Annotated in this window: 17 protein-coding genes; 2 read left to right on the top strand and 15 right to left on the bottom strand. The window is 70.7% G+C overall.

All coding sequences use genetic code 11. The features are described 5' to 3' along the window. Positions 1-15 precede the first annotated feature (15 nt). Positions 16-780: a GntR family transcriptional regulator gene (locus AOM46_RS21015; protein WP_062214125.1), complete on the top strand. Its 765-nt coding sequence runs from the start codon at positions 16-18 to the stop codon at positions 778-780. Between the two features lie 60 nt (positions 781-840). Here the strand turns inward: AOM46_RS21015 and AOM46_RS21010 are convergent, their stop codons facing one another. The 8 genes from AOM46_RS21010 to AOM46_RS20975 all read right to left on the bottom strand — a co-directional run bounded on the left by AOM46_RS21010 (position 841) and on the right by AOM46_RS20975 (position 7615). Beyond that, on the bottom strand, positions 841-1263 hold the full coding sequence (locus AOM46_RS21010) for a DUF6278 family protein (protein ID WP_062214124.1): 423 nt from the start codon (positions 1261-1263) through the stop codon (positions 841-843). Positions 1264-1404: 141 nt separating this feature from the next. Further along, on the bottom strand, positions 1405-2190 hold the full coding sequence (locus tag AOM46_RS21005; protein ID WP_062214123.1) for an exodeoxyribonuclease III: 786 nt from the start codon (positions 2188-2190) through the stop codon (positions 1405-1407). A gap of 88 nt (positions 2191-2278) precedes the next feature. Continuing rightward, entirely contained in the window at positions 2279-2923 is a 645-nt protein-coding gene (locus tag AOM46_RS21000; RefSeq protein ID WP_062214122.1) for an MBL fold metallo-hydrolase, read from the bottom strand. A 121-nt stretch (positions 2924-3044) separates the two neighbouring features. Then, the gene (locus tag AOM46_RS20995) at positions 3045-3824 is read right to left on the bottom strand and encodes a CDP-alcohol phosphatidyltransferase family protein (protein ID WP_078857042.1); all 780 of its coding nucleotides are present in this window, start codon (positions 3822-3824) and stop codon (positions 3045-3047) included. A 61-nt stretch (positions 3825-3885) separates the two neighbouring features. After that, on the bottom strand, positions 3886-4533 hold the full coding sequence (locus AOM46_RS20990) for a phosphatidylserine decarboxylase (RefSeq protein WP_062214120.1): 648 nt from the start codon (positions 4531-4533) through the stop codon (positions 3886-3888). 654 nt (positions 4534-5187) lie between these two features. After that, on the bottom strand, positions 5188-6156 hold the full coding sequence (locus AOM46_RS20985) for a CoA ester lyase (RefSeq protein ID WP_062214119.1): 969 nt from the start codon (positions 6154-6156) through the stop codon (positions 5188-5190). 109 nt (positions 6157-6265) lie between these two features. Continuing rightward, a complete protein-coding gene (locus tag AOM46_RS20980) occupies positions 6266-7024 on the bottom strand; it encodes a TetR family transcriptional regulator (protein ID WP_062214118.1) in 759 nt (252 codons plus the stop codon). Positions 7025-7093: 69 nt separating this feature from the next. After that, entirely contained in the window at positions 7094-7615 is a 522-nt protein-coding gene (locus AOM46_RS20975; protein ID WP_078857041.1) for a GNAT family N-acetyltransferase, read from the bottom strand. 118 nt (positions 7616-7733) lie between these two features. Between AOM46_RS20975 and AOM46_RS20970 the strand changes: the two genes are divergently transcribed. Beyond that, a complete protein-coding gene (locus AOM46_RS20970) occupies positions 7734-8879 on the top strand; it encodes a glutathione-independent formaldehyde dehydrogenase (RefSeq protein WP_062214116.1) in 1146 nt (381 codons plus the stop codon). Positions 8880-8978: 99 nt separating this feature from the next. On the opposite strand, the gene AOM46_RS20965 is transcribed toward AOM46_RS20970, so the two are convergent. The 7 genes from AOM46_RS20965 to AOM46_RS20935 all read right to left on the bottom strand — a co-directional run bounded on the left by AOM46_RS20965 (position 8979) and on the right by AOM46_RS20935 (position 12569). Continuing rightward, positions 8979-9143: a superinfection immunity protein gene (locus AOM46_RS20965; protein WP_234313892.1), complete on the bottom strand. Its 165-nt coding sequence runs from the start codon at positions 9141-9143 to the stop codon at positions 8979-8981. Between the two features lie 183 nt (positions 9144-9326). Then, on the bottom strand, positions 9327-10571 hold the full coding sequence (locus AOM46_RS20960; RefSeq protein ID WP_078857040.1) for a serine hydrolase: 1245 nt from the start codon (positions 10569-10571) through the stop codon (positions 9327-9329). Positions 10572-10989: 418 nt separating this feature from the next. Continuing rightward, on the bottom strand, positions 10990-11352 hold the full coding sequence (locus AOM46_RS20955) for a hypothetical protein (protein ID WP_062214114.1): 363 nt from the start codon (positions 11350-11352) through the stop codon (positions 10990-10992). Positions 11353-11368: 16 nt separating this feature from the next. Beyond that, positions 11369-11785, bottom strand: a complete 417-nt coding sequence (locus AOM46_RS20950; protein ID WP_062214113.1) for a hypothetical protein — start codon at positions 11783-11785, stop codon at positions 11369-11371. 21 nt (positions 11786-11806) lie between these two features. Then, positions 11807-12175 carry a hypothetical protein gene (locus AOM46_RS20945; protein ID WP_062214112.1) on the bottom strand — a complete coding sequence of 123 codons (369 nt, stop codon included), beginning with the start codon at positions 12173-12175 and terminating at the stop codon, positions 11807-11809. Then, positions 12172-12378, bottom strand: coding sequence for a hypothetical protein (locus tag AOM46_RS20940; protein WP_062214111.1), 207 nt, complete (start codon positions 12376-12378; stop codon positions 12172-12174). Before AOM46_RS20940 ends, AOM46_RS20945 begins: the two co-directional genes overlap by 4 nt. Beyond that, positions 12375-12569, bottom strand: coding sequence for a hypothetical protein (locus tag AOM46_RS20935; RefSeq protein ID WP_062214110.1), 195 nt, complete (start codon positions 12567-12569; stop codon positions 12375-12377). The genes AOM46_RS20940 and AOM46_RS20935 overlap by 4 nt, the downstream gene beginning before the upstream one ends. Positions 12570-12723: the final 154 nt, after the last annotated feature.

Here is a 12723-nt window from a genome sequence, read left to right as displayed (position 1 = left end):
GGAAGGGAGACGCGGATGGGCGACAGCCGGCCGATGTATCAGCGCATCGCGGACGATCTGCGCCGCCAGATCGACGAGGGCGCGCTGCTGGTGGGGGCGCGGATTCCGTCCCGGGCGGAGCTGAAGCGGACCTACGGGGCCAGCGACCAGACGGTGGATCGCGCGGTGCGCGTCCTGAAGGCCGCCGGCTATGCCACGGGCCAGTTCGGGCGCGGGGTCTTCGTCAGCGACCGGGCCCCGATCGGCGCGCTGCTGCGGTCCACGGGCGCCGTGGACTCGCCGCTGTCGGCCAGCGTCCAGGCCCTGGCGGGCGGCTCGGCCGAGCATCCCGAGGTCAGCTGGGAGGCCGTCTCCACGCCCACCGTCGCGCCGCCGGGCATCGCCGAGCGTCTTGGCGTGGCGCTGGGGGAGGCGGTGATGTGCACCCAGTACGAGTACCTGGCGGATCGTCGTCCGCTGCAACTGGCCACCAGCTGGGAGCCGTTGACCCTGACCGAGGGCACCGACGTGGTCTATCCGGAGCGCGGCCCCTATGCCCGCAGGGGCGTGCGGGGCCGGTTCGCCGCCATCGGGGTGCGGGTGGTGCGGGCCCGCGAGGTGGTCGGCTCACGCCCGGCCACGGGCGCCGAGGCGGAGGCCCTGGGCTGCTCACCCGGGCAGTGCGTCACCTCCGTCGAGCGCACCCACTACGACGCGGACGACCGGCCGGTCGAGACATCCGACACCGTGGTGCCGGGGGACCGTTGGCGGCTGGAGTACGCCATCGCCTTCGGCGGCTGACCGGACGGGGGGCCGCCCGGCCGGCCCCCGCGGCATCCCGGCCCGCCGGCGCCGCGCGGCCTAGGATTCGGCCACCTCCGCGTAGACCTGCGACAGTTCGGGCGAGCCGGCCTCGGCCCACTGCTGCCCGGTGGCCGCCACATCGACCTGCCGCCCGGAGGCCATCACCACCACGGGCTGCCCGTCGGGCCCCGGGCCCCAGCGGGCGCCCGGCACGGTGCGCACGATGACCGTGCCGAGGTAGAGCCCGGCGTCGTTGGCCAACCAGGGCAACTCCTCCGGATCGTCACGCCAGCGGGGCACCAACTGGTCCAGCGCCTCAAGCGAGATCGGGGTGTCGCCCAGCACCAGTCCGGCCCGCTGCGCACGGTCGCGCAACAGCTCGCACTCGGAGAGCAGTTCCGCCACCCCTTCGGTGTCCGACCAGGCGTCGGTCGCGGGAGCGGGCCGCTTGCGCCAGTTGTCCAGGAAAGGGATGTTCATGCCCCAAGGGTCGCACCCCGGGCCCGGTTTGGCCGAAGCGGCGCGCGGTTCCCGCCATCCGTCGCGCCGTTCCCGCCGGCCGCCGGGAGGCGCAACGGGGACGCGACGCGGGCGACTTGCTTCCGCGCGCCGCCGTTCGGCTCAGCCGGCGAGCGTCAGATCCACCACCACCGGGGCGTGGTCGGACGCGCCCTTGCCCTTGCGCTCCTCCCGGTCCACATAGGCGTCCGAGACGGCCGCCTCGAACGCCGCGTTGCCGTAGACCAGATCGATCCGCATGCCCCGGTTCTTGGGGAAGCACAGCTGCCGGTAGTCCCAGTAGGTGAACGGGCGGTCGTACTTGAGCGGGCGCGGCACCACATCCGACAGCCCGGTGGTGCGCAGCTCGGCCAGCGCGGTGCGCTCCGCCTCGGTGACATGGGTGGCGCCGTCGAACTCCCCGATGTCCCACACGTCGTGGTCCGTCGGCGCGACATTGAAGTCGCCGAGCACCGCGAACGGCGTCGCCCCCGCCGCGTCCTTGGCGACCGTCTCCCGCAGCGCGGAGAACCAGGCCAGCTTGTAGGCGAAGTGCGGATGGCCGATCTCCCGCCCGTTGGGCACATAGACCGACCAGACGCGCACCCCGCCGCAGGTCGCCGCGACCGCGCGGGGCTCCGCCTCGTCGTTGAACGCCGGGCCGCCCGTGAGCCCCTCCACCACATCGGTCAGGCCGACCCGGGAGAGCACCGCGACGCCGTTCCACCGGCCGCTCGCGTGCACCGCGGCCTCATAGCCGGCGGCGCGCAGCGGCTCGGCCGGGAAGGCGGCGGTGTCGCACTTCAGCTCCTGCAGGCACAGCACATCCGTCTGACTGCGCTCCAGCCAGGCGAGCAGCCGCTCAAGACGCACGGTGATCGAGTTGACGTTCCAGGTGGCGATGCGCATGACGGCTCTTTCGGGAGGGACGTTCGACGAGTTGCAGCAGGTTATGGCGAGTTGGGGCGGGCGTGGGGCGGGGGGTTCGGCGTCCGGGCTAGACGGAGACGGACTCCCCGGGCGTCAGCCGGGCGTAGGAGGACGGGCCGATGTCCAGCCCCTGGGGGCTGAGGTTCCGCCCGTAGACGGCGAGGCCCGTGTCGGAGAGCAGCCCGTCGTGCACCGCGACGGCGCGCTTGGGAGCGACCTCGCGCACATAGTCGACCACCTCGGAGAACTTGTTCCACGGGGCGTGCAACGGCAGCATCAGCGTGTCGACGGGGCGGCCCGGCACGGTCAGCGCGTCGCCCGGATGGAAGACGGACTCGTCCACCAGGAAACCGATGTTGGCGATGCGGGGCAGATCCGGGTGGATCACCGCGTGCAGCTGGCCGTGCACCTCGACGCGGAAGCCCGCCGCCTCGAAGGCATCGCCCTCGCCGACCCTGTGCACCCGCCCGGGGAACGCGCCGGCGAGCAGATCGGCGACGGCCCCGGACGTCCAGATCTCCAGGCCGGGATCGGCGTCCAGCGCGGCCCGCAGCCGGCCCTCGTCCAGATGGTCGGGATGTTCGTGGGTGATCAACACGGCGTCGGCGCCCAGCGCGGCGTCCGGCTCGCTGAAACCACCCGGATCGATCACCAGCGTGCGGCCCTGCTCCGTGAGCCGCACACAGGCATGGCCCTTCTTGGTCAACTCCATGCGGCCATTGTGCAACGGGCCACCGACAGTCGCCGGAGCGACCACGAACCCGGCCGCGCCTCGCGGGGCGCGACCGGGTTCGGGACGTACGGAACAGCCGGAGGTACGAGCGGCCGGGGCCTCAGGACTGGGCGGCGCGCGCCTCGCGGCGGTTGTCGCGGAACGCGAAGACCCGGCGGCACATGGCGAACAGCGGGATCACCGCGCCCAGCACCAGTTGGAGCGAGCAGGCCGTCTGCAGCATCAGCAGCCCGCCGGGTGCGTCGAACGCCCAGGCGGTGAGCAGCGCCATGCTGAGCGTGATCCAGGCGAGCATGGCGACGGCCAGCGTGCCACGCGGCTTGGGGTACTCGACCCGGCTCACCATCAGCCAGGCGACGCCCCCGATGGCCAGCAGCGTGGGCGTGAACGGCAGTTCCAGCAGCACGATGGAGACCACGGTGAGCGCGCCGAAAGGGCTCGGCATGCCCTGGAAGACGCCGTGCGGCATGGTCACACAGGAGAATCTGGCCAGCCGGAGCACCACCGCCAGCAACACCACCGTGGCCGCCAGCGCCGAGAGCGGTTCATGGACGTCGCCGACCACCATCCCCCAGACCAGCACGAAATAGGCCGGGGCCAGACCGAAACTGATCAGATCGGAGAGGTTGTCCAGCTCGGCGCCCATCGGGGAGGAGCGCAGCTTGCGTGCCACCAGCCCGTCGCAGAGATCGAAGACGGAGGCCAGCAGCATCAACAGCACCGCGGTGGCGGCGTTGTTGCGGACCACGCCCGCGTCCCCGCTGTTGGTCAGGTGCGGGATCAGCACGCCGGTGGTGGTGAAGTAGACGGCGAGAAAGCCGCAGGTGGCGTTCAGCAGGGTGAGCGTGTCCGCTATTGACAGCCGCATGGAGAACGGCATGTCATCGGTCTCGCCGTCCCCCTCCTCATCAGCCCTCGCCCAGGCACGGGCGGACTTGCGGTCAATCACGGTCAAGGCGTGTCACTCCCGCCGTAGTGCGTTGGCCGACCTCGACGGCCGGCTCGATGCCCTCGGGGAGGTACACGTCGACCCGGGAGCCGAAGCGGATCAGGCCGATCCGCTCGCCCTGTTCGACCTTGCAGCCCTGGGGCACATAGGGCACGATCCGGCGGGCCACGGCGCCGGCGATCTGCACCATCTCCAGATCGCCCAGCTCGCTGTCGAAGCGCCAGACCACCCGCTCGTTGTTCTCGCTCTCCTTGTCGAACGCCGGGACATAGCCGCCCGGGATGTGCTCGACGGAGGCGACCGTGCCGGCCACCGGGGCGCGGTTGACGTGGACGTTGAGGGGGCTCATGAAGATCGCCACCCGGATCCTGCCGTCCGGCCAGTCGGTGATGCTCTGCACCACCCCGTCGGCGGGGGAGATCAGCCGGCCCTGGGAGATCTCCCGTTCCGGGTCCCGGAAGAACCACAGCATTCCCGCGGCCAGCGCGGTGGTCGGCACGGCCGCCGCCGCCCAACGACCGGACCGGCGCGCCTTGACGAGGCTGACGCCCGCGGCGGCGACCGTGGGCAGCAGCCAGGCGGACGCGCCGCGGGCCAGACGTACCCGGCCGCTGGGGGAAGAGGATGAGCGGTGAGGCATGAGAGACCTTCGTAGCGGTGAGTGCCGCACCCGTCCACAGCGAAGCGGCTTACTACCGATGCTATAGGTCCCCGGCGGTAACTCGGCAAGCCAGCGGGCTCATCGACGTCATTCGGCGGTCGTGGAACGGGCGCTGACCAGGGTGTGAAAAGGACAATCCGCTCAGTGGACGGGGCGCGTCCGGGAGGTGTTGGCTGAAGATCATCTTCCGATTGTTGACGGTTCCCTCATGGATCGGTCACATGACCGTTTCGCTCCGTGGCGGTCCGGTCGCCCAGTGCCGGCGGGTCGGTGGCGGTTTCCGTGCCGGCGGGGGCGCGTGGCCCTGGCGTGTTTCGGACGTTCCGGCGCGTCCTGGGCGGCGCCCTTCGGGCTCTTCGCGCTGGTAGCGCCCGGGTTGTCCGCTCCGGCGGCACGGGGTCGGTGCCCGGGCCGTGCGGACGGAGTGCCGGGCTGCGGGGGAGCGGGGGCCGGCGGCGGTGGCACGGAGGGTCGCGGAACGGTCGCGGGTGGTTTCCGAACGGGCCCCGTTCGGCGTGGTTCATGATCTGGTAAAAATCCGGGCGCGCGGGTGTGGATGGCCCGCACTGTGCCCGGATGGCCGAAATGCGTGGGCATCCGCACCCGCACCTCCGAGCCGCCGGCACCGCCCCGTCAGCGCTCCGGTGGTGTGAAGGCCGATGTACGCGTCAGGCCGGCGGCCCGGCCCTGGGCGGCGACCACCAGCGCCATCTTCCGACTGGCCTCGTCGATCATCTCCTCGCCCAGCATCACCGCGCCCCGGGCGCCGCCCGCCGCCGACAGCGCATGCGCATAGGCGTCCAGGATCAGTTCGGCCTGGTCGTAGTCGGACTGGGACGGTGCGTAGATCTCGTTGGCCGCCTGGATCTGGTCGGGGTGCAGCACCCATTTCCCGTCGAAGCCGAGCGCGGCGGAGCGGCCGGCCACCTCGCGGAAGCCGTCCGGATCACGGATCTGGAGATAGGGCCCGTCGATGGCCTGCAGGCCGTGCGCGCGGGCGGCAAGCAGGATGCGCATCAGGATGTGGTGGTAGGCGTCCGCCGGATAGCCGGGCGGCTGCTCGCCCACCACCAGGGTGCGCATCGCGATCGACGCCATGAAGTCGGCGGGCCCGAAGATCAGCGTCTCCAGGCGGGGCGAGGCCGCCGCGATGGCCTCCACGTTCAGCAGGCCCCTGGCGTTCTCCACCTGGGCCTCGATGCCGATGCGGCCGACATCGAGGCCCATCGTGCGCTCGATCTGGGTGAGCAGCAGATCGAGGGCGACGATCTGCTCGGCGTCCTGCACCTTGGGCAGCATCAGGCAGTCCAACCGGGCGCCCGCGCCCTCGACGACCGTGATCACATCGCGGTATGTCCAGTGCGTGGTCCAGTCGTTGACCCGCACCGCGCGCGTCTTGCCGCCCCAGTCGCCCTCGTTGAGCGCGGCCACCACCAACCCCCTGGCCGCCTCCTTGGCCGAAGGCGCGCAGGCGTCCTCCAGATCGAGGAAGACCATGTCCGCCGGCAGACCCTGGGCCTTCTCCAGGAAGCGCGGGTTGCTGCCGGGCACCGCGAGACAGGAACGGCGGGGCCGGAGCACGGGCGACGGAACGGCGGTCATCGAGGGGCCTTTCGAAAGCCGGCGGACATCGACGGCCGGCGGCGGCGACGGACCGACGGACGTCTACGGGGACGTCGTCGACGATACGACGTGGCACTGACAGCGCCGATCACCGCCGCTGGTGCAGCGCCTGTTCGATCGCCTTCATCACCTCGGGCAGCGGCGCGTCCGTCCTGGCGACCGTCACCAGCACCTCGCCCTCCCGCGTCGACATGACCGGCGGCCGGCTCGGCTGAGCCGCGCCCGACGGCAGATCGCCGAAGGCGCGCCGCACAATGGTGAACGCGTGGTCGAGCGCCGCCTCCACATCCCCCTGCCCCTCCCTGCGCAGCCAGCGGCGCAGCACATGGTTGTGCGCCGTGACCACCGCCGAGGCGGCCACCTCGGCCAGCAAGGGCTCGTCGCCGAGATGCGAGTGCTCGTCGAACTCCGCCAACAGATAGCGGGTGAAGAGCCGTTCGTAGCGGGAGACGGAGGCGATCTCGCGTTCCCGCAGGGCCGGCACCTCGCGGGTCAGTCGGTAGCGGGCCACCGAGAGGGCGGGCGAGGCGGTGTACATCCGCATCACCTCCTTGATCCCCCGGCAGATCGTGTCGATCGGGTTCTCCTGCGCCGGCGCCCCCAACAGCACCGACTGGACGCGCTCCAGGGTGTCGTCGTGGTCGGGGAAGATCGCCTCCTCCTTGGACCGGAAGTGGCGGAAGAACGTCCGTCTGGCGACGCCGGCGGTGGCGGAGATCTCGTCGACCGTGGTGGCCTCGTACCCCTTGGTGGCGAACAACTCCAGGGCCGCCGCCGCGAGTTCGCGGCGGACCTTGCGGCGCTGGGAGGACTGCTGGGTGCGAGCCGACTTCACGGGACGAGCCATGCAGGGAACGTACTCCATACGCGGCGTCCCACGCTCCCGGATACCCCCTGTTCCGGCGCCCGAGCCGCCTCAGGGCAGCGGGCCGGTGCGTCGTTCCTCGGCCACCAGTGCCGTGCCGATCCGCTCCTCGCGGCGCCGGCCGTCCGGCGGCAGCCCGGCCGCGGTGTAGAACCGCTGGGCGCGCTCGTTGCCGACCACCACCCACAGCCGCAGCCGCGCGTACTCCCGGGCGGCCAGCCAGTCGCGCGAGGCCGCCAGCAGCGCCCGGCCGACGCCGACGCCCCAGGCGTCGGGCCGGACATAGAGGGCGTACAACTCCCCGTCGCCGTCCCCGTCCGTCCCCGAGGCGTCGTCCGCCCGGTAGGGACCGGAAGACGCCCAGCCGGCCAGCTCGCCGTCCGCCCGGTGGGCGACCAGATGCCCGTCCAGCGAGGGACGCGTATCCAGCCAGCGGACGAACCGCCCGGGGCTCAGCCCGTCCAGGAACTCCGCCGGCATCAGCCCCCGATACGCCGTCCGCCAGCCCGCCACCCGCAGTTCGGCGACGGCCGCCGCGTCACCCTCAGTCATCGGTCGTATCGCGATGTCCATGGCGCAACGGTAGTGCGGGCGGGCGGCGGGTCGCCCCGGTCGCCGGGTGGGCCGGGCGCCACTACCGTGGAGCAAAGTGCCCCAAAAGGAGCAAGAACGTGCGTGCCTGGAGGTAACTGTGAAGGCGGTCGTGTACCAGGAGCCCTACTCCGTGACCGTGGAGGACGTACCCGACGCCCGGATCGAGGATCCGAACGACGTGGTCATCCGGGTCACCACCAGTGCCATCTGCGGATCCGATCTGCATATGTACGAGGGCAGAACCGGCGCCGAGCCGGGCATCGTCTTCGGCCACGAGAACATGGGCGTCGTCCAGGAGGTCGGACCCGGCGTGGCCAGGATCAAGAAGGGGGACCGGGTGGTCCTCCCGTTCAACGTCGGTTGCGGCTTCTGCCGGAACTGCCTCGCCGGCAAGACCGGATTCTGTCTCACGGTCAACGAGGGCTTCGCCGGCGGCGCCTACGGCTATGTCTCCATGGGCCCCTACCGGGGCGGCCAGGCCGAGTACCTGCGTGTGCCCTTCGCCGACTTCAACTGCCTGACGCTGCCCCCGGGCGAGGAGCACGAGGACGATTTCGCGCTGCTGGCCGATATCTTTCCCACCGGCTACCACGCCACCGAGCTGGCCGGTGTCAGCCCCGGCGAGACCGTCTGCGTCTTCGGCGCCGGCCCGGTCGGCCTGATGGCGGCCTACTCGGCGCTGCTGCGCGGGGCCAGCAAGGTCTTCGTGGTGGACAAGCAGCCGGACCGGCTGGCCCTGGCCGAGCGCATCGGGGCCATTCCCATCGACTACTCCAAGGCCGATGCCGCCAGCCAGATCAAGGACCAGACGGGCGGCGACGGCACCGACAAGGGCATCGACGCCGTCGGCTACCAGGCGACCGTCAAGGAGGGCGAGGAGCAGCCGGCCATCGTGCTCAACACCCTGATCGAAGCGGTCCGCCCGACCGGCGCCCTCGGCGTCGTCGGCCTCTATGTCCCCGAGGACCCCGGCGGCCCGAGCGAGAGCGCCAAGCACGGTCAACTTCTCGTCAAGGTCGGCAAGTTCTTCGAGAAGGGCCTGCGGATGGGCACCGGCCAGGCCAACGTCAAGGCGTACAACCGGCAGTTGCGCGATCTGATCATCGCCGGCCGCGCCACCCCCAGCTTCGTGGTCTCCCACCGACTGCCGCTGGCCCAGGCGCCCGAGGCCTACGACCGCTTCGACAAGCGGGCCGAGGGCTGGACCAAGGTCCTCCTCAAACCCGAACTCGTCGCCGCCTGACGGCGCCACCCAACGGTATGGCCGCCTGACGGCGCACGCCGGTCCCGCCCCGCTCGACGGGGCGGGACCGTTCTCGCTTTCGTGGACCGGATGCCTCGCTCAGCGCGGATACGGGCTGCCCCGGTCGGTCGAGCGCGCGGCCATCGCCAGGGCCACCACCCAACCCACCAACGTCCACCCCAGAAAGAGGTTGACGACCAGCACGGATCCCGCGTTACGCACGCCGCGCGCGAAAGCGATGATCGTGGGCACGAAGTAGAGCACCGCCAGTAGTAAGAAAACCGGTCCCGCAACGTCCATGACTCCCCCAGGAGTCAGTGGTCACTGGCGGAGACCCTACCGCAAACCTGACGCAGCGTAAGTGGTCGGTGTCGCCTTGCCACCGGCCGCACCCGGCTCCCCTGCCGTTGGCTTGCCCCAGGGGGACGGTGTACCGCTACGGTCCTGTCAACGCCCGTCGGCACAGAGGGCGTTGTCGATCATCGCCCGGGTCGCCTCGTCCTGGGCCTCCTGCTGCTCCTGGTCCTCGAAGCGCAGGGTGAACACGGCGGCGCTCGCCGCCGCCTCGCCGTCCTCGGTGACGGCGCCCTCGGAGACCGTGCCGAACGAGGTCCCGCCGTGGAACCACAGCCCCGGCTCGCCCTCACCGCAGCGCGGCGCCCAGACCAGGCCCAGGCCATAGCCCGCGCCCTCCCCGAAATCGTCGGCCGGCACCGTCTCCTGCATCTCGGCCAGCCGCTCCGGCGGCAGCAACGTGCCGTCCACCACCGCCCGTAGGAAGGTGTTCATATCGTCGGGCGTGCTGATCAGCGCACCGTCCGCGCCGCCTTCGCTCTGGAGCGTGGTGTCCGTCAACTCGCTCTCGCCCGGGAACTGCAGATAGCCGTGGGCGGTCGGCTCCGGAACGTATGCCGAGGTGCCGGGGGAGAAGGTGTGGTCCAGCCCCAGCGGCTCGATGATCCGCTCGTGCGCCTCCCGCTCCCAACTGTGGCCCGTGGCCTCCTCGATGATCATTCCGGCCAGCAGATAGTTGGTGTTGGAGTACGCCCACCTGGTCTCGCCCCCCGGGTCATCCGCGTCCGGAAGCCAGCCGGGCGGCTCGGTCATCGCCAGCGTCACCTTCTCCTCGACCGATCGCACCAGGAAACGTTCCTCGTGGTAGTTCTCCGGGTTGAGGAGTTCGGGATCGCCGAACAGCAGATCCGTGTAGTTGGTCAGCCCGCTGGTGTGCCGCAGCAGGTTCGCCACCGTCACCCGACTGCCGTCGTTGCCCTCGCCCGAGACGACGCCCGGCAGCCACTCCTCCACCGTGTCGGACAGCTCCACCCGTCCCTCGTCGACGAGTTGAAGCATCAGCACGGCGATGAAGGTCTTGGTGTCACTGCCGATCCGGTAGTACCCGTTCCACGGCACCTGCCGCTCGGTCCCCAACTCGGCGACCCCGGCCCGCGCCCGCTCCTGCTCGCCGTCCGCGCCCTCGACGGCCACCGTCATGCCGGTGGCCCCGGCCTGGACCACCAGCGCCGCGTCCCTTTGCAACCGCGACTCGTGCCCCGAGTCGCCCCCGCCGGCCGACGAGCCGATCGCCGCCCCGTTCGGCAACAGCGCCACGGCCGCCCCCGTCGCCACCACCCCGACACCGGCCGTCCACAGCCACGCCCGTGTCAGCCGCCCGTTCCTCGCCGTCCTCATCAGCAGATGCCTCCTCGGCGTTGCCGCCTCGCGCAAGATCAATGTGCGTGATCAACGTTAGAAACGGCGCGGCCCGGCCACCATGCGGCCCGCCCGCCACTTCGGGGTGGGGCTAACCCCCGGGTGGGCCGCCGGCCGTCAGTGTTTTGAACGCCTGAACGCCCCCGCTGCGCGGGGGCGTTCAGGCGTTTGTGGCTGGGTTCGGGGCCGGTTTGCGGCTGGTTCCGTGGCTGGGGCTGGTGGCCTCCGATGCTTTAGGCAGCCACCAGGGGGCGAGCCTCTAAGAGCGGGGGGCCACTCGGTCGAAAACGCGGTCAGGCACGGGTGCCCGACTCGCCGGTCAAGCTTACGGCCCCCCGCTCTCTCGCCCCCTGGCAGCTCCCGCCCAAAGCCTCTCCGGCCACCCGCGTGGGTTCGTTCAGGTGGTGGGGAGTTGGATGCTGATGCCGCTGTCGGCGGCGTCCAGGGCTTCCCCGATGATGCCGCTGTTGATCGATGTGGTGGGTGCCCAGCGGGTGTTGGGGTTGGTGTCCTCGGTGACGTCCGGGACGGTGTCGAACGTTCCTCCGTCCAGCACCCACAGTTCGCCGTTCTCGGCGGTCGGTTGGACGGTCCAGGCGCGGGTGATGTCGGCGAGGTGTCCGGTCCCGCGGGCGAGGGTGAGCCGTCCGGTGAGCGCGAGGTCCCCGTGGGCCGGGACGGTTGCCTGCGGCAGCTCATCGCGGTCGAGGAGGACGTACCCGTTGCGGGTGGTGACGAGGACGATGATCTGCTGGGACATGTGTTGGCTCTCTGTTCTAGGTGTAGGCGGCGTCGGGGCGTTCGCCGTTGATGAGTACGGGTACGCGACGTCGTTGGGCGGCGGCGCTGAGGGCGTTGCGGACGATGGGGGGTGGTTCGTGGAGTTCGCGTAGCGGCAGCCAGCCGGCGTTGGCCGGGAGGTGCTTGTGCGCGCCGGCGGGGATGGTGGGGGTGTGTCCGCCGTCCAGGACGTAGGTCAGCGATAGGTGGGGGTGGTGGGTGAGGCTGATGGCGTAGGCGTCGGTGACGCCTCGGTCGTAGCCGGTGGTGTCCATCAGCGTTTCGCGTGCGGTGAGGACGGGGCAGCGGCCGGGCGGGATGGTGCCGTGGGGCAGTGTCCAGCCGTCCGTGCCCTGGACCATCAGCAGGTGCCCGTCCCGGGTGGTGGCCAGGACCATGAAGGTGATGAGCATGAAGTTGTTTGTCCTTGTTGCTCAGTTGAGGGAGATGAAATAGCCGGTCAGGGCCGTGAACAGACACATCAACCCGACGAACGCCGGCCCGAACGCCCGGTCCAGAAACGCCAGCACCGGCTTCTGCGGGGGCGGCGGGTTCTCGTCCTCGTGCCGGCGGCGCACGACGCGCCAGTGCTTCTCCGCCCGCGCGAGAAACAGGTCGTGGTCCGGGTGTTGGGCGGTGTGCTGAACGGTCCAGACCGCAACGGGCTGCGCGTCGTCATCGAAGAGGGGCGAGCGGGCCTCGCAGACCATGCACTCCACGCCGTATATCCCGCTGGGCGCCCCGGGCCCGTGATCGTCGGTCAGGACCCAGTCCGCCGCCTTGATAATCGGCTCACGGGTCACGGCGCCGCCGCCTCGAACCGGTAGGCCCGCGTGATGTGTTCCCGGTAGGCGAGGTGATCCGGGTGAAGAGCGAGATGCTGCCCCGCCCACTCCGCCCCGTCCTCCGCGTCCTGCCCCTTCGGCCCGAAGAACCCGCAGCTCACACACTCCATGACGAACAACGTCGGCTGGTCCGGATCGAGAACGAACTCCGGAATACTCACGGCACATCCCCGCTCTTCAGGCGGTAGTTGCTCTCGCTGGCCGCGTTCCGTGCCTTGAGCCGCGCCCGCAGCTCCGCGTGCCGGTCCTCGGCCTCCGGCTCGGGCTCCGAACCGTCCTCCACCTGCGGCTCCTCCGCGTCGGACCGGTCGCTGCCCCGGCGCGAAAGAAACCGGGCGATAGGTTGATACATGCTGTCATCTCCAGATCTGTAGGTGATCGCACTCTCGAACTGTTCGAGTAGTTGCAGGAGATTTCCGGGTTTTGGTCCCGTGAGCACTGCGCCACGGTGTGTACTTGGGGAACCCGAGTGCTCATTGGTATCCCAAACCTGGCCGCCGACAGGC

The organism is Streptomyces sp. NBRC 109706 (assembly GCF_000974485.1).
Classification (GTDB): Bacteria; Actinomycetota; Actinomycetes; order Streptomycetales; family Streptomycetaceae; genus Streptomyces.
Note: the sequence above shows the minus strand (reverse complement) of the source record. Positions and strands in the feature narration are given on the sequence as shown.

Excerpts from the sequence above, each read along its gene's own strand:
- AOM46_RS21015 (WP_062214125.1), top strand. The coding sequence starts at position 16 with ATGGGCGACAGCCGGCCGATGTATCAGCGCATCGCGGACGATCTGCGC.
- AOM46_RS21010 (WP_062214124.1), bottom strand. The coding sequence starts at position 1,263 with ATGAACATCCCTTTCCTGGACAACTGGCGCAAGCGGCCCGCTCCCGCG.
- AOM46_RS21005 (WP_062214123.1), bottom strand. The coding sequence starts at position 2,190 with ATGCGCATCGCCACCTGGAACGTCAACTCGATCACCGTGCGTCTTGAG.
- AOM46_RS21000 (WP_062214122.1), bottom strand. The coding sequence starts at position 2,923 with ATGGAGTTGACCAAGAAGGGCCATGCCTGTGTGCGGCTCACGGAGCAG.
- AOM46_RS20995 (WP_078857042.1), bottom strand. The coding sequence starts at position 3,824 with ATGCCGTTCTCCATGCGGCTGTCAATAGCGGACACGCTCACCCTGCTG.
- AOM46_RS20990 (WP_062214120.1), bottom strand. The coding sequence starts at position 4,533 with ATGCCTCACCGCTCATCCTCTTCCCCCAGCGGCCGGGTACGTCTGGCC.
- AOM46_RS20985 (WP_062214119.1), bottom strand. The coding sequence starts at position 6,156 with ATGACCGCCGTTCCGTCGCCCGTGCTCCGGCCCCGCCGTTCCTGTCTC.
- AOM46_RS20980 (WP_062214118.1), bottom strand. The coding sequence starts at position 7,024 with ATGGCTCGTCCCGTGAAGTCGGCTCGCACCCAGCAGTCCTCCCAGCGC.
- AOM46_RS20975 (WP_078857041.1), bottom strand. The coding sequence starts at position 7,615 with ATGGACATCGCGATACGACCGATGACTGAGGGTGACGCGGCGGCCGTC.
- AOM46_RS20960 (WP_078857040.1), bottom strand. The coding sequence starts at position 10,571 with ATGAGGACGGCGAGGAACGGGCGGCTGACACGGGCGTGGCTGTGGACG.
- AOM46_RS20955 (WP_062214114.1), bottom strand. The coding sequence starts at position 11,352 with ATGTCCCAGCAGATCATCGTCCTCGTCACCACCCGCAACGGGTACGTC.
- AOM46_RS20950 (WP_062214113.1), bottom strand. The coding sequence starts at position 11,785 with ATGCTCATCACCTTCATGGTCCTGGCCACCACCCGGGACGGGCACCTG.
- AOM46_RS20935 (WP_062214110.1), bottom strand. The coding sequence starts at position 12,569 with ATGTATCAACCTATCGCCCGGTTTCTTTCGCGCCGGGGCAGCGACCGG.